We start from the raw sequence: 24,770 nt of genomic DNA, 5'->3' as shown, positions 1-24,770 counted from the left end.
GTTCGTTCTGGGCAGGGAGCCCGCAAACATTCACCGAACCCGGAAGGTCACCGCACGTGGCCGTCGCCCGTGACGATGTACTTCGTCGAGGTGAGCTCCGGCAGGCCCATCGGGCCCCTGGCGTGCAGCTTCTGCGTGGAGATGCCGATCTCGGCGCCGAAGCCGAACTGACCGCCGTCGGTGAAGCGGGTGGACGCGTTCACGGCCACCGTCGTGGAGTCCACCAGTTGGGTGAAGCGGCGGGCCGCGGCCTGGGAGGTGGTCACGATCGCCTCGGTGTGGCCGGAGGACCAGAGGCGGATGTGCGCGACGGCCGCGTCCAGCGACTCCACGACGGCCGCGGCGATGTCGTAGGAGAGGTACTCGGTCTCCCAGTCCTCCGGCGTCGCCTCCACCACGGTGGCCTTGGAGCCCTCGGCGTATTCGAGCACCCGCTCGTCGCCGTGCACGGTCACGCCCGCGTCGGCCAGCGCGTCCAGGGCGCGCGGCAGGAACTGCGCGGCGATGTCCTTGTGGACCAGGAGCGTCTCGGCGGCGTTGCAGACGCTCGGGCGCTGCGCCTTGGAGTTGATCAGGATGTCCACGGCCATGTCGAGGTCGGTCTGCGCGTCCACGTACACATGGCAGTTGCCGGTGCCGGTCTCGATGACCGGCACGGTGGATTCCTCGACCACGGCACGGATCAGCGAGGCGCCGCCGCGCGGGATGAGGACGTCGACGAGGCCGCGGGCCCGCATCAGTTCGCGTACCGAGTCACGGCTCTCGCCCGGGACCAGCTGCACCGCGTCGGCCGGGAGCCCGGAGCCGCCGACCGCGTCGCGCAGCACCCGTACGAGTGCGGCGTTGGAGGAGTACGCGGAGGACGAGCCGCGCAGCAGGACGGCGTTGCCCGACTTCAGGCAGAGGGCCGCGGCGTCGACCGTCACATTGGGCCGGGCCTCGTAGATGATCCCGACCACGCCGAGCGGCACCCGGACCTGTCGCAGGTCGATGCCGTTGGGCAGGGTCGAGCCGCGGACGACCTCGCCGACCGGGTCGGGCAGCGCCGCCACGTCCCGCACATCGGCGGCGATGGCGCGGATCCGTTCCGGGGTGAGGGTGAGCCGGTCGATGATCGACTCGCTGGTCCCGGCCTCGCGGGCGCGGGCGACGTCCTCGGCGTTGGCCGCGACGATCTCGCCCGTCCGCACCTCCAGCGCGTCCGCAATCGCCAGCAGCGCGTCGTCCTTCGCCGCGCGCGGCAGCGGCGCGATGTCGGCGGCGGCGGAGCGTGCCCGGTAGGCCGCCTGGGCGACCGGGGACATGTTGTCGTACGGCGAGAGCGTGGTCATGCCCGCAGGGTAGTGCGCACACAGCGGGCATCCGTCACTTATCCCGTGATGCGAGACGGCCATACCGCGAGACGGCCCTACTGCGGGCCAGCCGTGCTGCCGGGACGCCCGTGCTGCCGGGACGGCCGCCCCGGCAGCGGGTGTCCCGTCAGTACGGGTGCACTCCGATCGGAGCGGCCGGGGGCGGACCGTACCCCTCGGCGACGCGCTGGTGGTACGTCTCGCGGTCGATGACCTCCAGGCCGACGATCTCCCAAGGCGGAAGCCTGGCCGTGGAGCGGTGTTCGCCCCACAGTCGCAGCGCGACGGCCGCCGCGTCGTGCAGGTCGCGGGCCTCTTCCCAGTAACGGATCTCCGCGTGGTCGTTGGCGTACCTGCTGGTCAGCAGGAAGGGATGGTCGTGCGCGAGCTGTTCGAGTCCGCGTCTGATCTCACTCAGCGGAGTGGCGGCTCCCGAGACGCTGAGCGTGATGTGCCACAGCTTGGACGGGGTGCGTTCCTCCTTCACCACCGTCTGCTCGGGCCGGGTGGTCCGGTCGTCCCCTCGCTCCGTGGTCCGGCTCCTGTCGAAGCCGGAACCTGCTCCGACGCTGGTCAGGGCCCGGCCACCCGTTCCTCGGGGCGGCGCCCCCGGGCGCGCTCGTCTCACCGGCGGCCTCCTGTGAATGCGTTTACTGTGCTGTACCCCGCTGTGTCCCCGCTACAAAGTTGACCAGTCCGCAGCCGGGGATGGGGCGGTTTTCGTGAAGGTCTCTGCCCCAAGACTGGACTTTCAGCCGTTTCAGGGGTTTGTCAGGTGTGCAGTACGACCAGATCGTCCCTATGTACGACCTCGCGCTCGTAGGCCGGACCGAGCTCCCGCGCCAGGTCGCGGGTGGAGCGGCCGAGCAGCTGCGGGATCTCCTTGGCGTCGAAGTTGACGAGTCCGCGGGCCACGGGCCGGCCTTCGAGGTCGCGCAGCTCCACCGGGTCACCGGCGGTGAACTCGCCCTCGACCGAGGCGATTCCGGCGGGCAGCAGCGAGCTGTGACGTTCGACGACCGCCTCCACGGCCCCGTCGTCGAGGGTCAGTGAACCCTGCGGGGTGGAGGCGTGCGCGAGCCAGAGCAGCCGGTCCGCCGAGCGGCGTCCGGTGCGGTGGAAGTACGTGCCGGTGTCGCGTCCGGCCAGGGCGTCGGCGGCCCGGCTCGCCGAGGTGAGGACGACGGGGACCCCGGCGGCCGTGGCGATCCGGGCGGCCTCGACCTTGGTGACCATGCCGCCGGTGCCGACGCCCGCCTTCCCGGCGCTGCCGATGGTGACGCCCGCGAGATCCTCGGGGCCGGCCACTTCGGCGACCCGCGAGGTGCCCGGGGTGCTGGGGTCGCCGTCGTAGAGGCCGTCCACGTCCGAGAGGAGGACCAGCAGGTCCGCGCGGACGAGATGGGCGACGAGCGCGGCGAGCCGGTCGTTGTCGCCGAACCGGATCTCGTCGGTGGCGACGGTGTCGTTCTCGTTGACGACCGGGAGCGCGCCCATGTCCAGGAGCTGGTCGAGGGTGCGGTAGGCGTTGCGGTAGTGGGCGCGGCGGCTGGTGTCGTTGCTGGTGAGCAGCACCTGGCCGACGCGTACGCCGTACCGTGCGAAGGAGGCGGTGTAGCGGGCGACGAGCAGTCCCTGGCCGACACTGGCGGCGGCCTGCTGTCTGGCCAGGTCCTTGGGCCGGCGCAGCAGTCCGAGCGGGGCGAGCCCGGCCGCGATGGCGCCGCTGGAGACGAGCACGATCTCGCGCTCCCCGCCGCTTCTCACCTTGGCCAGTACGTCGACGAGCGCGTCGACACGGTCCGCGTCGAGGCCGCCCGCCGCGGTGGTGAGGGATGAGGAACCGACCTTGACCACGATCCTGCGGGCCTCTGTGACGCCCTGCCTTGCCCCTGACACGTCCATCCCCAATGATTCGGCCTCGCCAGCCCCAGCAATCTACGCGAGCGGCGAAAGCGGCGCCTGTGCGTTCCGCCCTCTGGACCGCGTCCGCCGCACCCGTGATCACGGCCGGGCGGGCCGTGGCACCCCGGAACACTGCTGCTCCGCGGTTCCACCGCACCGGCTTTTTTCGTCCGCGCGACCGCGCGCGCATACCGAATGACTTTCGGATCCTCGGGCAGAATCGGCACACTGTCGGCAGAATCACGCTGAGCCGGAGCAGGCAACCATCGGGGCGTCCCGATCATCTAACAGCCGATAGGGTGCACGGCGGGTGGCTTCCTATGCCCATTTTCAGCACCGCAGGCCCCGCATCCGCCGCCGGCCAGAGGGACTTCTAGCAGACATGGGACAGCAGCAATGCCAGTCAAAGTAAGTGTCGTCATTCCTGTATACAACCCGGGCAAGTACATCGACCCCTGCATCGACTCGCTGCTGCGACAGACCCTCCCCGCAGGGGAATTCGAAGTTCTCTTCGTCAACGATGGCTCGACGGACGACACTCGTGAGCGGCTCGAGAAGCTGGCCGGGGAACACTCGCATTTCCGTGTCATCACCATCCCGAATTCCGGCTGGCCCGGAAAGCCCCGCAACATCGGTGTGGACGAGGCGAAGGGCGAGTACGTCCAGTTCGTCGACCAGGACGACTACCTCGCCTCCGGCGCCCTGCAGCGGCTGTACGACATGGGTCACCGCAACGGTTCGGACATCGTCATCGGCAAGGTGGCGAGCAACTTCCGCGGCGTCCCGCACGGTGTGTTCAAGAAGAACCGCGAGAAGTGCACCCTGCAGGACGCACCCCTGTACGACAGCCTCACGCCGCACAAGATGTTCCGTACGGAGTTCCTCCGCGAGAACGGCATCGCCTACCCCGAGGGCAAGCGCCGGCTCGAGGACCAGCTCTACATGATGCAGGCGTACTTCCCCGCCAAGGTCGTCTCGATCCTCGGCAACTACACCTGCTACTACTACTCCCGGCGGGACGACGGCCAGAACGCCGGATCCGCGAAGATCGTCCCGTCCGGCTACTACGGCAACCTCCGTGAGGTCCTCGACGTCGTCGTGGACAACACCGAGCCCGGCGAGTTCCGGGACATGCTGCTGCGCCGCTTCTACCGCGTCGAGATGCTCGGCCGGCTCAGCGAGCCCGCCGTCCTCAAGTACGACCCCGCGTACCTGGACGAGATGTGCGACGCCGTCCAGGGCCTGGCCGCGGACTTCATGGACGACGGGGTGCACGACGGGCTCGGCCCGGTGCTCCGGCTGCGCTCCACGCTGCTGCGCAACGACGACCGCCAGGGCCTCGTCCGGATCTCCCGCTTCGCCGCGTCGGTCAAGGCGGCGGCCCGTCTGGAGAAGTTCGACTGGCGGCCGGACGGCAGGATCGACCTCACCATCAGCGGCCGCCTCGTCCACGGCGAGGACCAGACCCCGCTGACGCTGCTGCGCCGCGACGGGCGCTACTTCCTGCACCCCGACCTCACCGAGGGTCTGCTGCCGGACGGCGAGCTCCTGGACGTCACCGACGACATGTCCGGATTCTCCGCCGAGCTGTCGCTACGCAACCGCGAGACCGCCGTGGAGTGGTCCTGCCCCGCGAGCTTCACCGCCCGGGTCGAGGAGCTCGGCGACGACGTCTGCGAGGTCGTCCTGCACGGCACCGGCCAGATCGGCTCGGAGGCGGTCAAGGGCCGTGGCCGGGTGTCGCGCGGCTTCTGGGACGTCTGGGTGCCGCTGCGCGGTCTCGGTCTGGTCCGCAAGGCCCGGCTCGGCGCCGACCGCGCCCCGGAGGTGGACGCCGCCTGCCTGCCCGCCTCGCTGGGTTCGCCGGCCCGTGCCGTCATCCCGTACTTCACCGACCCGCACGGCAACATCACCCTCGATGTGGCCCGCCGCGCCAAGCGGCTGGCCGAGTACCTCGAAGGGCGTCCGGTCCGGCGCTCCCCCGGCGGCCGTACCGAACTGCGGCTCGATCTGTTCACCACGTCCGCCACCGTGCCCTCCGCGACCACGCTGGTCCTGAGCCCGGCGGACGGCTCGGACGGGCCGTCCCACCGGCTCCGCACCACCCTGCGCCCCACCGACGGCCGGGCCCACCTCACCGTGCCCGACCGCGCGCCGGGCGTCGCACCCGGCACCTGGAAGCTCGCGGTCCGGCTGGACGGCGACAAGAACCCCCCGTTCCACCTCTGCGACGTCACTGTCGGCAAGGGCGGCCGGATCACCGTCCCCCAGGGCCTGCCCGCGATCGACGCCGAGATCATGCGGGGGATCGTCGGCAGGCGCAGGAAGGCGAAGCTCCGCCGCGCACTGCGCACCGTCGGCGGCCCCCTCGTGCGCAGGCTCCCCGCCAAGAGCCGCAAGCGGGCGCGCCGGCTCGCCGCCCGGTTCACCGGCTGACCCGCGCCCCGTACCTCCGTACGCTTCCCACCAGCACACACCGGCCGAGTGCATCGGCCACGAGCAACAGAACAAGGACGTGATCGCATGCGGCAGCTCTCCATCGCAGGGGCCTGGGTGCATGAGCCCAAGGTCTTCCCGGACAGCCGCGGCAGCTTCCACGAGTGGTTCAAGGCGTCGGAGCTCAGCGAGGCCGTCGGGCACACGCTGCGGCTGGCACAGGCCAACTTCTCCATTTCCAGCCGGGGAACGCTGCGCGGCGTGCACTTCGCCGACGTGCCGCCGAGCCAGGCGAAGTACGTCAAGTGCGTGCGCGGCGCGGTGCTCGACGTCATCGTGGACATCCGGGTCGGCTCCCCCACGTACAAGCAGTGGGAAGCCGTCCGGCTCGACGACGTCGACCACCACTCCGTCTACCTCGCCGAGGGCCTCGGCCACGCCTTCATGGCGCTGACGGACGACGCCTCGGTCGCCTATCTGTGCTCCGAGGGCTACGCGCCCGGCCGCGAGCACGGCATCAACCCGCTCGACCCCGAGCTGGCCATCGAGTGGCCGCAGGGGATCACCCCGCTGCTCTCCGACAAGGACGCCGCGGCGCCCTCGCTGGCCGAGGCCGAGGAGCAGGGCCTGCTGCCCACGTACGAGGCGTGCCAGGAGTACTACGCGCAGCTGCGCGCCCGCGGCTGAGCCACCGGTACGCCGAAGCCCCCGTGGTCCGTACGGATCACGGGGGCTTCGCGTCGTCCGGGTGGGGTCAGCCCGTCACTGCCTCGATGCGCGAGCGCAGCGGCGCGAACGCGGAGCGCGGGCGGCGCAGATTGCGGGCGCGGGCCAGGGCCGGCCAGAAGTCGGCGCGGAGCAGCGTCTCGGGCCGGACGGCGTTCTTGCGGACCAGTACCTCCTGGGGCACGTCCTGCGGATCGGGTACGACGAACTCCTCGATGATCTTGTCGTACGCGTTCTTCAGGACGTCGCTCTCCGGGTTGGCGCCGAACACGGCGACCACGCCGGTCGGTTCCGTGTCCACCTCGACGACCACCAGGTCGGGGCGGTAGCGGCGCAGCACCTGCACCACCTTGTACACATCACCGGTCCAGTACTTGGTGTGCCGGTCGCGGGCCGCCTCGTCGACGTCGCGCGGCAGCATGTCGTCCAGCACGATCACGCTCGACCAGCGGGCGTGCTTCTCCACGTTCATGAAGTCGCGCAGGGCGTACTCGAAGAGGTGCATGCCGTCGATGAAGGCGAGCTCCAGCTTCGGGTCCCCGCCGAGAACGTTGAGCGGATCGCGGCGGGCGAGGGCGCGGAACGGGTTGCGTCCGTTGCGCAGGTGCAGCAGAGGGTCCTTGCGGGCGAAGAAGTCGTCGCTCGTCGCCTTGACCAGATGGACGTCACAGCTGATGTCCGTCACGACCCGGAAGGCGGGGTCGACGGCGACGGAAGGGACCCGTGAGAGGGCCAGGCTTCTGCCGTCGTTGACCCCGATCTCCAGATAGTTCCGGGGACGGTAGACGCGGTGCAGATGACGCAGGAAGTCGTGGCGGTTCACGTGGAGCAGCCCTTCGCAGAAAACCAACTGGTCTGGTTCCCGGCGAAGTTACCTCATGACCGCACTGTGATGTAAGCGTTCTCCCCTATGTAAACCTTCGTCGTGAACATCTTTGAAATTCGACGAGATTTGACCGTCTGTACGATCAATTGATGATCATGGCCGCTCTGCTGCTAGAAGCGCCGGAAATGATTCCTCCAACGCCGCCCGCCAGTCCCGGACCGGTTCGATCCCGGCCGCGGCCCAGCGGTCGTGGCCCAGCACGCTGAACGCGGGCCGGGGAGCCGGCCGCACGAAGGCCTCGCTGGTCGTGGGACGGACACGTTCCGGGTCGGTGCCGAGGAGCCGGAAGATCTCCCGGGTGAAGCCGAACCAGGTCGTCTCGCCGCCGCTGGTGCCGTGGTAGACGCCGGCCGGCGCGGTGCCCGCGAGGGCGGCCTGCCCGAGCCGGACCAGCCGGTCGGCCAGATCGACGGTCCAGGTGGGCTGACCGCGCTGGTCGTCCACCACGTCGAGGGTGTCCTTGACACCCTCCAACCTGATCATCGTACGGACGAAGTTGCCGCCGCCCGCGCCGTAGAGCCAGGCTGTGCGGACCACGTAACCGGTCTCCGGCAGGGTGCTCAGCACGGCCTGCTCGCCGGCCAGCTTGGTGCGACCGTAGGCGCTGCGCGGCCCGGTCGGGTCGTCCTCGGCGTACGGCTTCTCGCCGTCACCGGCGAAGACGTAGTCGGTGGAGACCTGGAGGAGCACGGCACCGTGTTCGCGGCAGGCCTCGGCGAGGACTGCGGGGCCCGTGCCGTTGACCCGCAGCGCGGCATCCTCCTGGGACTCGGCGTCGTCGACCGCGGTCCAGGCGGCGCAGTTCACCACCACGGCGGGGCGGTGCTTCTCGAAGGCCGCCCGCACCGACGCGGGGTCGGCGATGTCCACGGCCGCCCGGTCCGCGGCGACGGCGGTGACCTCCTCACCGGCGAGCCGGGCCAGGACGTCCTGGCCCAGCATCCCGGCGGCTCCGGTGACCAGCCAGACGGCGCTCACAGCGCGGCCCGGTCCTTCAGCGGCTCCCACCAGGCGCGGTTGTCGCGGTACCACTGCACGGTCTCGGCGAGGCCGGTACGGAAGTCCTTGCGGGCCTCGTAGCCGAGCTCCTCGCGGATCTTGGTGCAGTCGACCGAGTAGCGGCGGTCGTGGCCCTTGCGGTCCTCGACGTACGTGACGCTGGTGTCCCAGTCGGCGCCGCAGGCGTCCAGCAGCAGGCCGGTGAGCTCCTTGTTGGAGAGCTCGGTGCCGCCGCCGATGTTGTAGACCTCGCCGGCCCGGCCCTTGGTGCGGACCAGCTCGATGCCCTGGACGTGGTCGTCGATGTGCAGCCAGTCGCGGACGTTGGCGCCGTCGCCGTAGAGCGGGACCGTCTTGCCGTCCAGCAGGTTGGTGACGAAGAGCGGGATGACCTTCTCGGGGAAGTGGTGGTGCCCGTAGTTGTTGGAGCAGCGGGTCACCCGCACGTCGAGGCCGTGGGTGCGGTGGTACGAGAGCGCGATCAGGTCGCTGGACGCCTTGGCCGCGGAGTACGGCGAGTTGGGCGCGAGCGGGTCGGTCTCGGGCCAGGAGCCCTCGTCGATCGAGCCGTAGACCTCGTCGGTGGAGATGTGCACGAAGGTCTTGATGCCCGCCAGGTGCGCGGCATGGATCAGGGTGTGGGTGCCCACGACGTTGGTCCGGACGAACTCGGCGCCGCCGTCGATGGAACGGTCCACGTGGGACTCGGCGGCGAAGTGCACCACCTGGTCGTGCTCGGCCATCAGCTTGGCGACCAGCTCCGGATCGCAGATGTCACCCTGCACGAACCGGAAACCGGGGTGGTCGCGCACCTCGTCGAGGTTGGCCGGGTTGCCCGCGTAGGTGAGCTTGTCGAGCACGGTGACGGCGATGTCGCCGGGGCCCTCGGGGCCGAGCACCGTACGAACGTAGTGCGAGCCGATGAAGCCGGCGCCGCCGGTCACCAGGATGTTGGTGGTCATGAAGAGATCTGCACCTTGCTGTGGTCGCCGAGTACGAGTCGGTGGGCGGACGGGGATCGGGGCGCGGGGGTCACTTCGACGTCACGACCGATGAGCGACGCCTCGACGCGGCGGACACCGGCGATGGAGGCGCCCCGCAGAACGATGGAGTACTCGATCTCGCTGTCCTCGATGCGGACGTCCTCCGAGACCGAGGTGAACGGGCCCACGTACGCGCCGCTGATCACCGAACGGGCACCGATGATCACGGGCCCGACGATGCGGCTGCCGCTGACCTTGGCACCCGCCTCGATCCTCACCCGGCCGATGATCTCGCTGTCCTCGTCGACCTCGGCGTCCTCGTGGAACGGCTCGACGGCCTCCAGGACGGTCCGGTTGACCTCCAGCATGTCGGTGACGTTGCCGGTGTCCTTCCAGTAACCGTGGATCGTGGTGGAGCGCACGTCGCGCTTCTGGTCGATCAGCCACTGGATGGCGTGCGTGATCTCCAGCTCGCCGCGCCAGGACGGCTCGATCGAGCGGACGGCCTCGTGGATGGCGGGAGTGAAGAGGTAGACGCCGACGAGCGCCAGATCGCTCTTGGGCTCCTTCGGCTTCTCCTCCAGCGCCGCCACCCGGCCGTCGGCGTCGAGCTCCGCGACACCGAAGGAGGTCGGGTTGGGCACCTGCGTCAGCAGGATCTGCGCGTCGGGCTTGTCCGCGCGGAACTCCTCCACCAGACCGGTGATCCCACCGACGATGAAGTTGTCCCCGAGGTACATGACGAAGTCGTCGTCCCCCAGGAAGTCGCGCGCGATCAGCACCGCGTGGGCGAGGCCGAGCGGCTCGTCCTGCGGGATGTACGTGACCTCGATGCCGAGCGCGGAACCGTCGCCGACCGCCTCGCGGATCTCGGGCGCGGTGTCGCCCACGATGATGCCGACCTCGGTGATGCCCGCTTCCGCGATGGCTTCCAGCCCGTAGAACAGCACGGGCTTGTTCGCCACCGGCACCAGTTGCTTGGCCGAGGTGTGTGTGATGGGACGCAGGCGGGTGCCGGCCCCTCCGGATAGTACGAGAGCCTTCACGTGACCAGTCCCCATGGTGAGCTGTCGGTCCTGTCGCGGGCGCGACGTCCGAACGATTTTACTGAGCTTCTCTTCGTGATCTTCGGTGAATCCGTCGTGCGGGCGCACTCGGCGGCCGTCCGAGGTCGAGCGGCCGTCATGCCACGCTCAGCCGCTCCTTCCATCGCCTCAAGTCGCGGCGCATCCTGCGGGCCACCCGCCTGGACAGCGAGGCCCGGCGGGCGGCGGCCTTCGGCTGTTCGATGCGCTTGCCGTCGTGCCAGTCCGGAACGGTGACCTCGTAGTTGGATTCGGCCAGACCGGCCGACCTGTCGCGGAAGTGCGGGTACGCAAGGTAGAGCGTGTCACCGTTGCGCAAGCGGACCACGTCCGGGACCGTCTTCGCCCGGATGTACCGCACCACCTCGATGAGCAGATCCATTCTGCCCCCTGCCACACAGGCGAGACGCAACCGCTCCGGCACCTTGATCAGCCGGGCCACGCCGTCGTGCCAGTACGTTTCCATCAGCGGAGCCGCGAGTTCCATCTTGCGCCGCCGGACTTCCTCGGAATCCTTCAGCACGACGGGACCGAACTGCTGGAGCATCCCGACCGTGAAGGGCCGGACCATCAGGAAATCCCGTTTCGGACCCGCGGGCTCGATCCGGTGAATGAGCGCCATCATGGCTCGCATCGAGTCGAAGCGCCATTCATAGGTGCCGCTCTTCGTGACGTGCTTCCCGTCGTCACGCCCCACCAGGTAATAGCAGACGTAATTGGAGATCACCGAGACCCCGGCACCGCGCAGATATGCCTCCATCGTGAAGAGGGCGTCCTCACCGGTTCTGAGATTCTCGTCGAACCTCAGGGAGAGACGCTCCAGGAGTTCACGCCGGAAGAGCTTCTGTGCGCTCAGGGTGTAAATGACCTTGGAGTTGTAGACGTCGACGCGTTCCTTGGTGGCCCGCCACATCGACTGCGGCGCCCCTCTGTTCACGCCGACCACCTTGCCGAGCACCACATCGGTGCCCGCCCGGTCGGCCATGGCCACCATCCGCTCCAGGGCCTCGTCGCCGAAGTAGTCGTCCGCGTCCAGGAAGAACACATAGCGGCCGCGGGCCAGACCGATGCCCACATTACGCGGACCGCTGGGACCGCCGGAGTTCTTCTGCCTGACCACTCTGGTCGGAACCTTCGACCTCGCAGCGAATTCCTCCAGATACTCACCGGTGCCGTCGGTGGAACCGTCGACGACTGCGACGATTTCGATCCGATCTGCACCGATGGTCTGCGCCTCCACCGATTCGAGACAGCGTATGAGATAGGGCATCGCCTCATATGCACCGACAACCACAGTCACGTCAGGAATTTGCGTCTCGTTCACACAAACAGAAGACAGTCGGCCCGGTCCGTTGGTTGTCTGACGCCACACGACCGAATGGTGACACTCATCACAAAGGCCCGGCACAACCCTTTGCAGGGGTATGCCGGGCCTTCCCGATCAGGTAATGCCGATGGTCGACTTTCAGCCGCCCACGGGCTCGCCCAGGCTCGTCGCCACTCCGGCGTTCCGCGCGTCGGACTTGGCCGCGAGTTCCGTCACGGCCGTGTCGAACTGCACGATCGAGGTGGGCTCGTCCGGACCGAGGAGGTACTGCTTGAGCTCGCTCCTGGCATCCGCCAGGGTGTCCGCGGCCGGATCCGTCACCGCGGCGAGCAGGGCGTCCAGCTCGGCCGCCGAGTTGGAAAGGATCACCGCGGCGCGCACTGCGGTGTTCTGCCGGCGGAACTCGTCCTCGCCCAGTTCGGCCGAGTCCGTGACCGCGTACGGCTTGCCGCTCGCGATGAAGTCGGACACCACGCTGGAGATGTCCGAGACCATGGCGTCGGACTCGTTGAAGCAGTCGTACAGCCGCATCTGGGCGCCGGTGATGACCCGGTGCTCCCACCAGCCCTGCGCACGCCAGGACGCCGCGTTCCACTCGTCCTTGAGCTTCGCCGTCTCGGCCTCGCGCGCCGGGTCGGCCAGCGAGTCCCGGGACAGTTCCGCCTCGTCCCGCGCGGTACGCCCGCCGCCGGCCAGCTCGGCCAGCCGTGCCTCGATACGGGCCAGCTCGGCCCGTGCCTCGGCCTGCTCGCCCTGCAGCGCGGCCGACTGCTCCGCCCAGCGGGGGTCGGTGGCGCGCTCGGCGGCGGCCTGCTCGATCATCGCGGTGATGCGCAGGTGCACCGCCTTGGCCTTGGCGCTGCGGGTGCCGGTGAAGGGGTGCGGCTTGTACAGCAGCCGGACCGGCTGCTCGGCCTTCAGCAGCCGCCTGACGATGTTCTCGCCGGCCAGCAGCAGGGAGGTGTTGCCCGGGTTGTCGTCCCAGCCCTCCCAGGTGGGGGCGTACAGCACGGTCGGGATCGGGTTCTTCCCCGTGCCGGACCACGACTGGATGGCGGCCAGCTGCGGGCGGCCCACCTCCACGATGTCCTCGTCGCGCACGCCGACGTCGGCCAGCGCGTAACGGTCGCGGCCGGCCCGGCCCGCGGTCCACACCTCGTCGTAGACCTTGCTGTACGGGTTGACGCTGGCGATCTTGTCGCTGTCGCCGTGGCCGATGAAGACATGCTTCATCGTCGGCACCCGGAGCAGGTGGATGTTCTTGCCGACGTTGGCCGCGTAGAGCGCGACCCGTACCGACGAGAGGTCCAGGTTCATCAGGTGCACGCCGCCGGGCACGCAGAGCACCGGCACCGAGGTCGTGGCGAGCTGCGGCACGATGTTGCGCTCACGCAGCAGGATCATCGGCCGCCCGCCGAGCTGGGCCATCGTCTCCAGCCACATGTTGACCTGGTAGGCGGAGTCCTTGGAGCCGGAGAAGTACAGCATCACGGTCGGCCGGTACTCGGCGAGCCAGTTGCCCACCGCGTTGAGGACCTTGGTCTCCGGCGGTACGAGCCGGCTCGGCCGGACGTACGGCAGCAGCGCCGCCAGGTAGCAGACCGCGAGCACGAGCGTCAGGCCGAGGCCGGCGTACGCGATGACCTCCTTGCCGGTCTCGATCGCGACCAGCACGCCCACCATCGAGAAGACGTCCAGGTGCAGCATCTTCTCCGCGGGCCGGCTCGTCAGGCGCTGCGGCGGGGCATCGGCGATCCGCACCGCCGCCAGGTCGATGTTGCGGGTGACCACCGGAAGCTTGCGGCGCAGCCGGATCAGGGTGACCATCGCGCTCTGCGGCGCCTGGAGCCCGTAGAACGCCAGCAGACAGGCGACCGTGACGTAGAAGAGCGTCTCCTCGCCGTATCCCATGCGGGACAGCAGCAGGATGAGCAGCAGTTGCCGGACCAGGAAGCGGATCGAAAGCCCCGCCCGGACGGCGGCGAGCCGGTTGATCAGATAGCTGCCGCAGTGGTGCAGATACCGGTCAGCGAGATAGGTGACCGCGGTGGCCGCGGAGAAGAACCAGAGATTGGGGATTATTGCCGCGAGCATTATGCACGGGAACCCCAGAGCCACCAGGAGCGCGGCGGCCAGCTCCGAACCGCTGCCCACCCGAGCCAAGCGCATGGCTTTCGAAATCACGAAGTACCGCTCCCGAGGGTGCCGACTTTTTACCTTACGAGGGGAATGTGAAGACAGAGCTTCACGAATTCGGACCCCTGCAGTTCGCACATGGCGACTGCAGGGGTCCGAATAGTCGATTGTCAAGCAGTATTACACATCGGCCTGTCGGTCCAGGACAGCGGCAAGCGCCTGCTCGAAGCCGGACGCCTCGGAGGCGCCACGCGTCGGGTCCTGCTGGCGTACGTCGATGACATGGCCGGTCATCTCGGAGAGCAGGACATCGAGCGAGGTCCTGGCGACCGCCTCGGAGGAGAGCAGCGTGCCCGCGGGCTCGTCGCCGAACGCCTTGGTGCGCATCGGGGTGGCGGTGCGCTCGGGGTTCACGCAGTTCACCCGCACGCCGTCGGCCGCCCACTCGTCCGAGAGCGCCTGGGTGAGGTTCACCATGGCGGCCTTGGTCGACGAGTAGAGGCTGTACTCCGCGCGGCCCCGGGTGTAGCTGCTGGAGGTGTAGAGCAGCAGCTGTCCCTTGGTCTCGGCGAGGTACTTGTACGAGGCGCGGGCGATCTGCACGGGTGCCAGGTAGTTGACGTTGAGCGCTTCCTGGATGGTCGCGCTGTCCGTCTCGGCCAGCTTGCCGATGCGGAGCACTCCCGCGGTGTTGATCACGTAGTCGACGCGGCCGGTGTCGGCGTACGCCTTGGAGAGCGCCTCGTCGATGTGCTCCGGGTTCTCCACGTGCGTACCGGTGGTGGAGCGGCCCAGGGCGTAGACGGTGGCGCCGTAGGACTCGGCGAGCGTCGCGATGTCCGCGCCGATGCCGTACGAGCCGCCGAAGACGACGAGGGTCTTGCCGGTGAGCAGTTCGCGGTAGGCGGCGTCGTCGGTCGGCTGCGGGACGGCCGTGGAGGCCAACTGGAAGAGCTTGTCCGCGATGAAGACGTCGACCGGCTGGGTGACCTTCATGTTGTACTCGTCGCCCGCCACGACGTAGATCGGTACGTCGGGGAGGTACTTCAGCACGACCGAGCAGTCGTCGGTCGCCTGGAAGTTCGGGTCGCCCGCGGCGACCTCGTACGCCCGGCGGATCGTGGAGAGCTTGAAGGCCTGCGGCGTCTGACCGCGGCGCAGCCGGGAGCGGTCGGGCACATCGGTGATGAACTCGCCGTCGCCGCCGTGGGTGCGGGTCACGATGATCGTGTCCGCGGACGGGATGGCGACGTCGACCGCCTGGTAGCGGCCCAGCGCGTCGACGCAGTCCTTGATGACGCGCTGCGAGAGCAGCGGGCGCACGGCGTCGTGGAAGAGGACGTTGCGGTCCTCGCCCTCGGCCAGGCCCTCGCCGAGGGCCGCGATGGCGCGCTCGGTGGTCTCGTTGCGCGTGGAGCCGCCCTCGATCACCTTGGTGACCTTGGTGAGCCCGGCCTTGGCGACGATCTTCTCCACGTCGGGCACGTAGCCCGGAGCCATCAGCACGATGACGTCGTCGATGGAGTCGGCCTGCTGGAAGATCGACAGCGTGTGCTCGATGACAGCCTTGCCTGCGATCTTCAGCAGCTGCTTGGGAATGGACAGACCCACGCGCTGGCCGGTACCGCCGGCGAGCACGACTGCTGTGGTTCGGGCTTTGGCTATGTGCTGAGCAGACACAGACGACCTACCTTGCGAGGGCTGGGAGATACAGCGATGGTTGCACTCTCCGTTACCGTCTCGCAAGGTGGACGTCGGCCACCGCATGCCGTATCGAAACCTTTTGGTGCCTTGCGAACAGGGCGAATACCGGAATTGCCGCTTCCCTGCCAGGTGACCGACGCCACACGAGTGAGCGGCATGAATCACCCTTGAGCGGGTTCGGTTCCCCCGGACGAATGACGCGGAGAGCGTGCACGGCCGCCGGAAGAGGCTCCTCCGGCGGCCGTTGCCCGCCTAGAACGGGTTGAAATCGTCGAACTCGCGCTGCGCCTCGTCGCGTTCCGACTCGCGGTCGCGGCGGCGCTGCGCCGCCGGACGCGGTGCTTCGAGCCGGTGGTCCTCGCCACGACGGCCGAGCATCTCCGCGCCCGCCGCCAGGGTCGGCTCCCAGTCGAAGACGACCGCGTTGTCCTCGGCGCCGATGGCGACGCCGTCGCCCGCACGGGCGCCGGCCTTCACCAGTGCGTCCTCGACACCGAGACGGTTGAGCCGGTCGGCCAGGTAGCCGACGGCCTCGTCGTTGTTGAAGTCGGTCTGCCGGACCCAGCGCTCCGGCTTCTCGCCGCGCACCCGGTAGATGCCGTCCTCCTCCAGCGTGACGGTGAAGCCCGCGTCGTCGACGGCCTTCGGGCGGATGACGATCCGGGTCGCCACCTCCACCGGCTTGGCCGCACGGGCCTCGGCGATGATGCCCGCGAGCGCGAAGGAGAGCTCCTTCAGACCAGTATGGGCGACGGCGGACACCTCGAAGACGCGGTAGCCGCGCTCCTCCAGGTCCGGACGGATCATGTCGGCGAGGTCCTGGCCGTCCGGGATGTCGACCTTGTTGAGGACGACGATGCGGGGCCGGTCCTCCAGGCCCCCGTACTGCTTCAGCTCCTCCTCGATCATGTCGAGGTCGGAGACCGGGTCGCGGTCGGACTCCAGCGTCGCGGTGTCCAGCACGTGCACCAGTACCGAGCAGCGCTCCACGTGCCGCAGGAACTCCAGGCCGAGGCCGCGGCCCTGGCTGGCGCCCGGGATCAGACCGGGGACGTCGGCGACGGTGTAGACGGTGCTGCCCGCGGTGACCACGCCGAGGTTCGGGACGAGGGTCGTGAACGGGTAGTCGGCGATCTTCGGCTTGGCCGCCGACAGAACGGAGATCAGCGAGGACTTGCCGGCGCTCGGGTAGCCGACCAGCGCGACGTCGGCGACGGTCTTGAGCTCCAGGACGATGTCCCGGGCCTCGCCGGGCTCGCCGAGCAGCGCGAAGCCGGGGGCCTTGCGCCGGGCGGAGGCCAGCGCGGCGTTGCCGAGGCCGCCCCGGCCGCCCTGTCCGGCGACGAACGTGGTGCCCTGGCCGATCAGGTCGGCAAGCACATTGCCGTTCCCGTCGAGCACGACCGTGCCGTCGGGCACCGGCAGGACCAGGTCCTGGCCGTCCTTGCCGGACCGGTTGTCGCCCGCGCCGGGCTGGCCGTTGGTGGCCTTGCGGTGGGGGTGGTGGTGGTAGTCGAGGAGCGTGGTGATCGCCTGGTCGACGACCAGGGTCACATCGCCACCGCGGCCGCCGTTGCCGCCGTCCGGACCGCCGAGCGGCTTGAACTTCTCACGGTGTACGGAGGCACAGCCGTGGCCCCCGTTACCCGCGGCGACATGCAGCTCGACGCGGTCCACGAAGGTGGTCATGGTTGAAACCTCCAGTTACATACATGCAGAAATATCTCACTCGCGCTGCCCCGCCGGCTCGCGCCGTACCGCTGGGAGACAGCCGTCTCTCATGGGAGAAACACGCGAAAGGCGGACCCTCTTCCCGTACGGGAAGTGAGGTCCGCCTCCGCAGAAACCGCTCGACGAGCGCCGAAAATCAGCCGGCGATCGGAACGATGTTCACGACCTTGCGGCCACGGTGCGTGCCGAACTCGACCGCACCGGCGGCGAGTGCGAACAGCGTGTCGTCGCCGCCACGGCCGACGCCCGTGCCCGGGTGGAAGTGCGTGCCGCGCTGGCGGACCAGGATCTCACCGGCGTTGACGGCCTGACCGCCGAAGCGCTTCACGCCGAGCCGCTGAGCATTGGAATCGCGCCCGTTCCGGGTGGACGATGCGCCCTTCTTGTGTGCCATGTCTCCTCAGTCCCTTACTTCGCAGCCGCGGGGATACCGGTGACCTTGATCGCCGTGTACTGCTGACGGTGACCCTGGCGACGGCGGTAGCCGGTCTTGTTCTTGTAGCGAAGGATGTCGATCTTCGCGCCCTTGTGGTGGTCCACGACCTCGGCCTGGACCTTGATCCCGGCCAGCACCCACGGGTCGCTGGTCACGGCGTCGCCGTCGACCACGAGCAGGGTCGAGAGCTCGACCGTGTCGCCAACCTGGGCAGTGGAAATCTTGTCAACCTCAACGATGTCACCGACAGCAACCTTGTGCTGGCGGCCACCGCTGCGCACGATGGCGTACACGCGGATCTCTCTCTCGCTCGGAACGAAGCCCCTGATGCCAGCCGCTCACACGGGCCGGGGCCCGAGGTGATCCGAATGGACGAGCGGCCTCTCACCTGTGAAGGGAGGGGGTTGCTCAGGGACAGGCGCATGGAAACACGCCGAAGGGCAAGGTTACGGGCCGCCGTCCGGAGGGTCAAACCGGGCCCTGTTTCTTTCCCCGTCGCTCCCCCGTTCATTCCTGCCGACGCGGCCGATGGGTCTGCGGCGGGCCGGAACGGCCGGTGGGCCACACCCCTGTCGGAGTGTGGCCCACCGGCCTTCGTGCTGCGCCGTACGGCCGCGGAGGAGGCCTCCGTGACCGCGGGGGCCGCCCTGTCGTCTACGCCTCGGTGTCGGCCGAGACGGCGGGCTTCGAGGACTGCTCCGCGGCGACCGTCTTCTTCGTCGCCGCCTTCTTGGCCGTCGTCTTCTTCGCGGCGGTCTTCTTGGCAGCCGTCTTCTTGGTGGCCGCCTTCTTCGCGGTGGCCTTCTTGGCGGTCTTGCGGGCCGCCTTCTTGACCGGGGCCTCCGCCTCGGCGGACTCGGCCGCCTCGGCGTCGGGCTTCGGCTCGGCCGAGCCGGTCACCACGACGACCTCCGCCCCGTCCGCACCGGCGGGCGAGCCCGCGGGGGCGGTGACCTTGCGGGTCACCCGGCGGCGCGCACGCGGCGGGGCGGCCTCGGCGGCCGGCTCCTCGGGTGCGGCCTCGGGCTGCACGGCCTCGGCGACGGGCTCCGGCTGCTCGGCCGGCTCGGCGGCCTGCACCGGGGCGACCGGCTCGGTCGGGGCCGACGAGCCCGCCGGGGCGGTCGCCTTCCGGGTCGCCCGACGGCGCGTACGGCCCTGGGGCGCCTCGGCCGCGAGGGCCTCCTCGATCACCGGGGCCGGTGCCTCGGCGGCCGACTCCGGCTCCACGACCGGCTCGGGCTCCGCGACCACGACCGGCTCCGGCTCGACGGCCGGGGCGGCAGCGGCAGCGGCCTTCGGGGCGCCGGCCGGGGCCGTCGCCTTACGGGTCGCGCGGCGCCGGCCGCGACCGCGCGTGGCGGCCGCCTCGGCCTCGGCCGGGCTGCTGTACAGCTCCTCGTCCGGGACGAACTCCGGCTCGGGCAGCGCCACGGGGGCGGCCACCTCGGCAGCCACCTCGGCCTCGGTCTCGATCTCTGCCACGGCCTCGGTCTCGGCCACGTGCTCGTGGTCCGCGCCGCCCCGGCCGCGCTTCTTGGAACGCTTGCCGCCGCCACCGACCGAGGTCGGCTGCTCCATGTGCACGATCACGCCGCGCCCGTTGCAGTGGACACACGTCTCGGAGAAGGACTCCAGCAGACCCTGGCCCACCCGCTTGCGGGTCATCTGGACCAGGCCCAGCGACGTGACCTCGGCGACCTGGTGCTTCGTACGGTCGCGTCCCAGGCACTCCAGCAGGCGCCGCAGCACCAGGTCCCGGTTGGACTCCAGCACCATGTCGATGAAGTCGACGACGACGATGCCACCGAGGTCGCGCAGCCGCAGCTGGCGCACGATCTCCTCGGCCGCCTCCAGGTTGTTCTTGGTGACGGTCTCCTCAAGGTTGCCGCCCTGACCGGTGAACTTGCCGGTGTTGACGTCGACGACGACCATCGCCTCGGTCTTGTCGATCACCAGCGAGCCGCCGCTCGGCAGATAGACCTTCCGGTCCAGCGCCTTCATCAGCTGCTCGTCGATCCGGTACGTCGCGAAGATGTCGACCTCGGAGGTCCACCGCGACAGGCGGTCCGTCAGATCGGGCGCCACCTGCGAGACGTAGCCGTGGATGGTCTCCCACGCGTCGTCGCCGCTGACGATGACCTTGGAGAAGTCCTCGTTGAAGATGTCGCGGACGACCCGGACGGTCATGTCCGGCTCGCCGTAGAGCAGGGTCGGCGCGTTGGAGCTGCCGGTGCTCTTCGACTTCTTCTGGATGTCCTCCCACTGCTGCTGCAGCCGCTCGACGTCGCGGCGCAGCTCGTCCTCGCTCGCGCCCTCCGCGGCGGTGCGGACGATGACGCCCGCGTCCTCGGGGACGATCTTCTTGAGGATGGTCTTCAGCCGGGCCCGCTCGGTGTCGGGCAGCTTGCGGCTGATGCCGGTCATCGAGCCCTCGGGCACGTAGACCAGGTAACGGCCGGGCAGCGAGACCTGGCTGGTCAGGCGGGCGCCCTTGTGGCCGATCGGGTCCTTGGTCACCTGGACGAGGACGGACTGGCCGGACTTGAGCGCGGTCTCGATCCGGCGCGGCCCGTGGGCCATGCCGAGCGCCTCGAAGTTCACCTCACCGGCGTAGAGCACGGCGTTGCGGCCCTTGCCGATGTCGACGAAGGCGGCCTCCATGGACGGCAGTACGTTCTGCACCTTGCCCAGGTAGACGTTGCCGACGTAGCTGGTGGCCTGCTCCTTGTTGACGTAGTGCTCGACGAGCACGTTGTCCTCGAGAACGCCGATCTGGGTGCGCTCGCCGTTCTGGCGGACGACCATGACCCGCTCCACGGCCTCACGGCGGGCCAGGAACTCGGCCTCGGTGATGATCGGGACGCGACGGCGACCCTGCTCACGGCCCTCGCGGCGGCGCTGCTTCTTGGCCTCCATACGGGTCGAGCCCTTGATGGACTGGACCTCGTCGAAGCCGGTGCCGGGCTCGCGCTCGGCTTCCTTCCGGCGGGGCTCGCGGACCTTGACGACCGTACGCTCCGGGTCGTCCGTGCCGTTGTCGGCGTCGGCGGAGACATCCCCGCTGCGACGACGACGGCGGCGCCGACGACGGCTGCTGCTCGATCCGGAGGCGGACGCCTCGTGCTCCTCGTCCTCCTCCTCGGACTCCTGAGCGCGCTCCTGCTCGTCCTCGGTGTGGTCGGCGGCGGCCTCGTCGCCGTGCTGCTCCGCGGCCTCGTCACCCTCGTTGGCCTCGCCACGACGGCGGCGACGGCCTCCGCGACGGCGACGGCGCGAGGGCCGGTCCCCGTACTCGTCCGTCTCGTCGCCCTCGTGCTCGGCGTCGCCCTCGTGCTCCGGCTCGTGCTCCTCCTCGGCCTGCTCCTCCACCGCGGGAGCGGCGGGGGCGGCGGCCTGCTCGGGCTCGGCGGCCTCACCGCGACGGCGGCGACGGCGGCGCGAACCGCCCTGCGGCGCGGCTTCGGCGGCCGGGGCCTCGACGACAGCCGTCGGCTCCTCGACCGTCTCGGCCTCTTCCTCGGCTTCGACCTCGACCTCTTCGTGACGCGACGCCGCAGCAGCCGCGGCCGCGGTCTCCGGGGTCTGGAACATCGGCTCGGCGAAGACCGGCGCCTGGAACACGGCCACGGCGGGACGCTCGGCGCGGCGGCTCTTGCGTACGGGCTCCTCGGCCTTGCCGGTGAACTCCGGCCGGCCTGCGGCGGTGGTGGCCCGGCGGCGCTGACGGCCGCGCGGTGCGGCGTCCTCGACCTCGGCGGGCTCGGCGGCGGGCTCCTCGGCAGCGGCCTCGGGCAGGCTCTCGCCGGTGTCCTCGGTGCCTTCGGCGGCCTTCGGCGCACCGGCGGGAGCGGTCGCCTTGCGGACCGCACGACGACGGCCGCGCGGGGCCTCGACGACCTCGGCGGGCTCGGTGACCTCCTCCTCCGCGGCCACGACGGTCTCGGCGGTCGCGGCAGGCGCATCGGCGGCCTGCGGCGCACCGGCCGGGGCAGATGCCCGGCGCCGGGTGCGACCACGGGGCGCGGCGGGCTCGGGCTCGGCGGCCGGCTTCGGGCTCGGCCACGGCCGGTGCCTCCTCGACGATCTCCACGGCTTCGGCGGCCTGCGGCGCACCCGCCGGAGCGGTCGCCTTGCGGACCGCACGACGACGCGGACGCGCGGGCGCCGCCTCCGCCGGGACCTCGGCCACGGGCTCGGGCTCGGCGGCAGGCGCGGCGGCCTCGGCCACCTCGGCGGCCTGCGGCGCACCCGCCGGGGCCGTCGCCTTGCGGACCGCACGACGACGCGGACGCGCGGGCGCCGCCTCCGCCGGGACCTCGGCCACGGGCTCGGGCTCGGCGGCAGGCGCGGCGGCCTCGGCCACCTCGGCGGCCTGCGGCGCACCCGCCGGAGCGGTCGCCTTGCGGACCGCACGACGACGCGGACGGGCGGGCGGAGCGGCGTCTGCCGACGCGGCGTCGGCGTTGCTGTCGGACACTGCGGCGTCAACGGCCGGTATGGCCGGCGCGGCCGATTCCGCGGCTGCGCCCTGCGCCTCCGCGACCGGCGGACCGGCCGGGCGGGACGCGGCGCGGCGCCTGCGGCGCGGCGGCAGCTTGTCGCCGGGTGCGTTGTTCTCTTCGGCGTTCCCGGTCGTGCCGGGTTCGTTGGACTGGGGCATGCGGGCGGTTCTCCCGTCAGGCTCCCGGGCGCCGCGCCTGATTCCGGTCCGGCACGGTCCGCGTGATGTACGCGGCTCCGCCGTCCGGGGCGCGGGCGCCGCACGGGAGCTCAATGTCTGGCTCGCCGGTTCCGTACGCGAGGTGCGTACGGCCTGGCGAAAGTCTTATGGGTCATCGCGCGGCCCGAACCGGATGGTTCCCGAGTCGAAGGCTGCGCTGCAACGACCGCCTTACGCGGAACCTGCACCTTCCGGCGCCGTCGCGACGGCGGTCCCGGTGGCCGTGGGTGGAGCGGCCGGGGCTGCCTCGCGGTCGGGCGCGAGCGGGTCGGTCACCGTGCCGGACTCCTCGTCGAAGAGCCCCTGCGCCAGCCTGGTCACCGCTGCGGGGACCGGCGGCGCCAGGTCGGCCACAACGCGGAGACCGGACAGGACGTCGTCAGGTCGCACGGCAGGTGTCACGTGCCGAACAACCAGCCGCAGTATCGCACAGGGCCTGTCCTCGGGCCTATCGGCCTGTGGATCAAGGGCCTGCAGGTCGACCACGGCGGCGCGGGCGTCGAAGGTGCGCATGCCGTTCTTCGCGCGGCGCTGGACCTCGACGGTCTCCGCCTTGTTGAAGGCGGCCACGGCCTCGGCCGCGTCCGCCACGGCGACACCGTCGAGGCGCAGCTCCCAGACGGAGGCGGTCAGCCGGTCGGCGAGACCCGAGGTACGGGCCTCCACGGCATCGGTGATGTCGAGGCCGTCCGGCAGCGAGCCGTTGAGCAGATCCCGCAGGACGGCCGGATCGCGGGCCTCGGTGAGGGCGATCTCCAGGAATTCGGCCTCGCTGCCCGTGCCGGTCGGGGCGGCGTTGGCGTACGACACCTTCGGGTGCGGGGTGAAACCGGCCGAGTACGCCATGGGCACCTCGGAGCGGCGCAGTGCCCGCTCGAAGGCGCGCTGGAAGTCACGGTGACTGGTGAACCGGAGGCGGCCGCGCTTGGTGTAGCGCAGTCGGATGCGCTGCACTGCCGGTGCGGGCGGCGGGCCTTCGGGCTGTCGCTTGCCCAGTGGTTCTTCTCCTCGGTGCGGGGCGGACGCGGTGGCGCACCGCCCTCGAAATGCGGGTGGCCCGGGGTGTCCGGTCCGGCTCACCCCCGCTCGGCGTTCTTCTCTCCGAGCGGGGAGATCTCTGGTTCGGGCGCCACGCTGGGCACAGTCGTTGTACTACCCAGAGTACGCGCAAGGGGCCCCTTCAGTTCCCTGGGCTCGGGCACCCGCGGCCCGCCGACCAGGGCCCGCCATGCGTCGCGGCGTGCCTGGCGCACGGTCTCGCGCGCCGAGCGCAGCGCCGACCGGGCCGCGCGACCGGCCTCGGCGGCGGCGCGCCTGGCCGGGGCCCAGACCTGGTCGCGCACGAAATGCCCCACCGGTGTGCAGACCGTGCGGTAGACCCAGGTCACCGGCGCCCCGATCAGATGCCATGCCAGCCAGGCGATGGCCCGGCCGACGGCCCGCGAGATGTACCCCGCGACGCGCCAGGCGACGCCGAAGGCGGCGACGACCTCCCGGCCGACCGGGGCCAGGACCCGCCGGTACAGCCAGCGGAGCGGTGCGACCAGCAGGGTCGTGACCAGCCACCCCGCCGCCGTCCACAGACCGGTCGCGACGGCCGCGATCCCGCGCGCCAGCAGGTCGAGCAGCCAGTTGATGCCATGGCCGAGCGGGGTGAGCACTTCCCGGTACACCCAGCCCAGCGGCCGTACGACCAGGTGCTCGGCCAGCCAGGCGGCAGCGAGCGCGAGGGGCACCAGGACGTACCGCCACAGGCCGGTCACCGGCCAGACGAGCAGAGCGGTGAGAACCCAGCCGACGGCCGTACGGACCCCGCGCCCGGCAGGTGCGAGCAACGCCCGGTACACCCACCGCAGCCCGTGCCCGAGCGGAGTGAGCACCGACTCGTACAGCCACACCACCGGCACCACCAGCCCGTACCGCACCCCCGGCACCAGCACATACCGCCAGAGCGCGACCCACGGCCACACGAACACCGCCGCGGCCAGCCACAGCAGCCCATGGCCGAGCGGGGTGAGCACCGACTCGTACAGCCGGCCGGCGGGGATCACCACCAGCGTCGCGAACAGCCAGGACAGGGCCCGGCCCAGCGGGCGCAGCAGCGTCCGGTCGACGGCGCGACCCGTCACCGCCAGGGCGTCCCAGACCATCCGTACGGGCAGCACGACGACCAGCACCACGATCCGTACCGGGATGCGGATCAACGTGGTCAGACAGCCCTCGCCGACTTCGTACCGCGCGGGGTCCTGGTGCTTGCCGTAGTCCATGCCGTACATGACGCGAGGACCCGGTCCGGGGTTTCCCGCACCGGGCCTTCGTCACCTGGCCGTCACCTGGCGAC

The 24,770-nt window shown here is 70.4% G+C and carries 17 protein-coding genes and 1 pseudogene; 2 read left to right on the top strand and 16 right to left on the bottom strand.

The window, feature by feature from the left end:
* Window positions 1-47 precede the first annotated feature (47 nt).
* The 3 genes from OG611_RS14235 to proB form a co-directional block, all read right to left on the bottom strand.
* Window positions 48-1,331 carry a glutamate-5-semialdehyde dehydrogenase gene (locus OG611_RS14235; protein WP_266419328.1) on the bottom strand — a complete coding sequence of 428 codons (1,284 nt, stop codon included), beginning with the start codon at window positions 1,329-1,331 and terminating at the stop codon, window positions 48-50.
* Window positions 1,332-1,479: 148 nt separating this feature from the next.
* Window positions 1,480-1,980, bottom strand: coding sequence for a hypothetical protein (locus OG611_RS14230; protein WP_266419325.1), 501 nt, complete (start codon window positions 1,978-1,980; stop codon window positions 1,480-1,482).
* A gap of 143 nt (window positions 1,981-2,123) precedes the next feature.
* Complete coding sequence (gene proB, locus OG611_RS14225; RefSeq protein ID WP_266425850.1) at window positions 2,124-3,209, bottom strand: glutamate 5-kinase; 1,086 nt, start codon at window positions 3,207-3,209, stop codon at window positions 2,124-2,126.
* A gap of 444 nt (window positions 3,210-3,653) precedes the next feature.
* Between proB and OG611_RS14220 the strand changes: the two genes are divergently transcribed.
* Entirely contained in the window at window positions 3,654-5,693 is a 2,040-nt protein-coding gene (locus OG611_RS14220) for a glycosyltransferase family A protein (RefSeq protein WP_266419322.1), read from the top strand.
* Between the two features lie 87 nt (window positions 5,694-5,780).
* Entirely contained in the window at window positions 5,781-6,380 is a 600-nt protein-coding gene (gene rfbC / locus OG611_RS14215) for a dTDP-4-dehydrorhamnose 3,5-epimerase (RefSeq protein ID WP_266419319.1), read from the top strand.
* Window positions 6,381-6,447: 67 nt separating this feature from the next.
* Here rfbC and OG611_RS14210 read toward each other — a convergent pair whose 3' ends face one another.
* From OG611_RS14210 to OG611_RS14150, 13 genes and pseudogenes are all read right to left on the bottom strand, one after another.
* Window positions 6,448-7,242 (bottom strand): class I SAM-dependent methyltransferase, encoded by a 795-nt coding sequence (locus tag OG611_RS14210; RefSeq protein ID WP_266419318.1) that lies wholly within the window; start codon window positions 7,240-7,242, stop codon window positions 6,448-6,450.
* 156 nt (window positions 7,243-7,398) lie between these two features.
* The gene (rfbD, locus tag OG611_RS14205) at window positions 7,399-8,283 is read right to left on the bottom strand and encodes a dTDP-4-dehydrorhamnose reductase (RefSeq protein WP_266419315.1); all 885 of its coding nucleotides are present in this window, start codon (window positions 8,281-8,283) and stop codon (window positions 7,399-7,401) included.
* Window positions 8,280-9,266, bottom strand: coding sequence for a dTDP-glucose 4,6-dehydratase (gene rfbB / locus OG611_RS14200; protein WP_266419312.1), 987 nt, complete (start codon window positions 9,264-9,266; stop codon window positions 8,280-8,282). Before rfbB ends, rfbD begins: the two co-directional genes overlap by 4 nt.
* Window positions 9,263-10,333: a glucose-1-phosphate thymidylyltransferase gene (locus tag OG611_RS14195; RefSeq protein WP_072483610.1), complete on the bottom strand. Its 1,071-nt coding sequence runs from the start codon at window positions 10,331-10,333 to the stop codon at window positions 9,263-9,265. The genes rfbB and OG611_RS14195 overlap by 4 nt, the downstream gene beginning before the upstream one ends.
* A 136-nt stretch (window positions 10,334-10,469) precedes the next feature.
* Window positions 10,470-11,696, bottom strand: coding sequence for a glycosyltransferase family 2 protein (locus tag OG611_RS14190; RefSeq protein WP_266419310.1), 1,227 nt, complete (start codon window positions 11,694-11,696; stop codon window positions 10,470-10,472).
* A 141-nt stretch (window positions 11,697-11,837) separates the two neighbouring features.
* Entirely contained in the window at window positions 11,838-13,883 is a 2,046-nt protein-coding gene (locus tag OG611_RS14185) for a hypothetical protein (protein ID WP_266419307.1), read from the bottom strand.
* Between the two features lie 132 nt (window positions 13,884-14,015).
* Complete coding sequence (locus OG611_RS14180; RefSeq protein ID WP_266419304.1) at window positions 14,016-15,515, bottom strand: bifunctional cytidylyltransferase/SDR family oxidoreductase; 1,500 nt, start codon at window positions 15,513-15,515, stop codon at window positions 14,016-14,018.
* A gap of 276 nt (window positions 15,516-15,791) precedes the next feature.
* On the bottom strand, window positions 15,792-17,228 hold the full coding sequence (obgE, locus tag OG611_RS14175) for a GTPase ObgE (RefSeq protein WP_266419301.1): 1,437 nt from the start codon (window positions 17,226-17,228) through the stop codon (window positions 15,792-15,794).
* A 178-nt stretch (window positions 17,229-17,406) separates the two neighbouring features.
* Window positions 17,407-17,664, bottom strand: a complete 258-nt coding sequence (gene rpmA, locus OG611_RS14170; RefSeq protein ID WP_018103204.1) for a 50S ribosomal protein L27 — start codon at window positions 17,662-17,664, stop codon at window positions 17,407-17,409.
* 14 nt (window positions 17,665-17,678) lie between these two features.
* Entirely contained in the window at window positions 17,679-17,999 is a 321-nt protein-coding gene (gene rplU / locus OG611_RS14165; protein WP_030921216.1) for a 50S ribosomal protein L21, read from the bottom strand.
* Window positions 18,000-18,360: 361 nt separating this feature from the next.
* Window positions 18,361-22,369: pseudogene (locus OG611_RS14160) on the bottom strand (ribonuclease E/G).
* Window positions 22,370-22,600: 231 nt separating this feature from the next.
* Window positions 22,601-23,383, bottom strand: coding sequence for a TIGR03936 family radical SAM-associated protein (locus OG611_RS14155; protein WP_266419296.1), 783 nt, complete (start codon window positions 23,381-23,383; stop codon window positions 22,601-22,603).
* A 122-nt stretch (window positions 23,384-23,505) separates the two neighbouring features.
* Window positions 23,506-24,696, bottom strand: coding sequence for a hypothetical protein (locus tag OG611_RS14150; protein ID WP_266425847.1), 1,191 nt, complete (start codon window positions 24,694-24,696; stop codon window positions 23,506-23,508).
* Window positions 24,697-24,770: the final 74 nt, after the last annotated feature.

The organism is Streptomyces sp. NBC_01363, assembly GCF_026340595.1.
Lineage (GTDB): Bacteria > Actinomycetota > Actinomycetes > Streptomycetales > Streptomycetaceae > Streptomyces.
This window is presented reverse-complemented; position numbering and strand designations above follow the sequence as displayed.

What these genes read in the sequence shown, in the direction of transcription:
- OG611_RS14235 (WP_266419328.1), bottom strand. Translation starts at nt 1,331, where the DNA reads ATGACCACGCTCTCGCCGTACGACAACATGTCCCCGGTCGCCCAGGCG.
- OG611_RS14220 (WP_266419322.1), top strand. Translation starts at nt 3,654, where the DNA reads ATGCCAGTCAAAGTAAGTGTCGTCATTCCTGTATACAACCCGGGCAAG.
- rfbC (WP_266419319.1), top strand. Translation starts at nt 5,781, where the DNA reads ATGCGGCAGCTCTCCATCGCAGGGGCCTGGGTGCATGAGCCCAAGGTC.
- rfbB (WP_266419312.1), bottom strand. Translation starts at nt 9,266, where the DNA reads ATGACCACCAACATCCTGGTGACCGGCGGCGCCGGCTTCATCGGCTCG.
- obgE (WP_266419301.1), bottom strand. Translation starts at nt 17,228, where the DNA reads ATGACCACCTTCGTGGACCGCGTCGAGCTGCATGTCGCCGCGGGTAAC.
- rpmA (WP_018103204.1), bottom strand. Translation starts at nt 17,664, where the DNA reads ATGGCACACAAGAAGGGCGCATCGTCCACCCGGAACGGGCGCGATTCC.
- OG611_RS14150 (WP_266425847.1), bottom strand. Translation starts at nt 24,696, where the DNA reads ATGGACTACGGCAAGCACCAGGACCCCGCGCGGTACGAAGTCGGCGAG.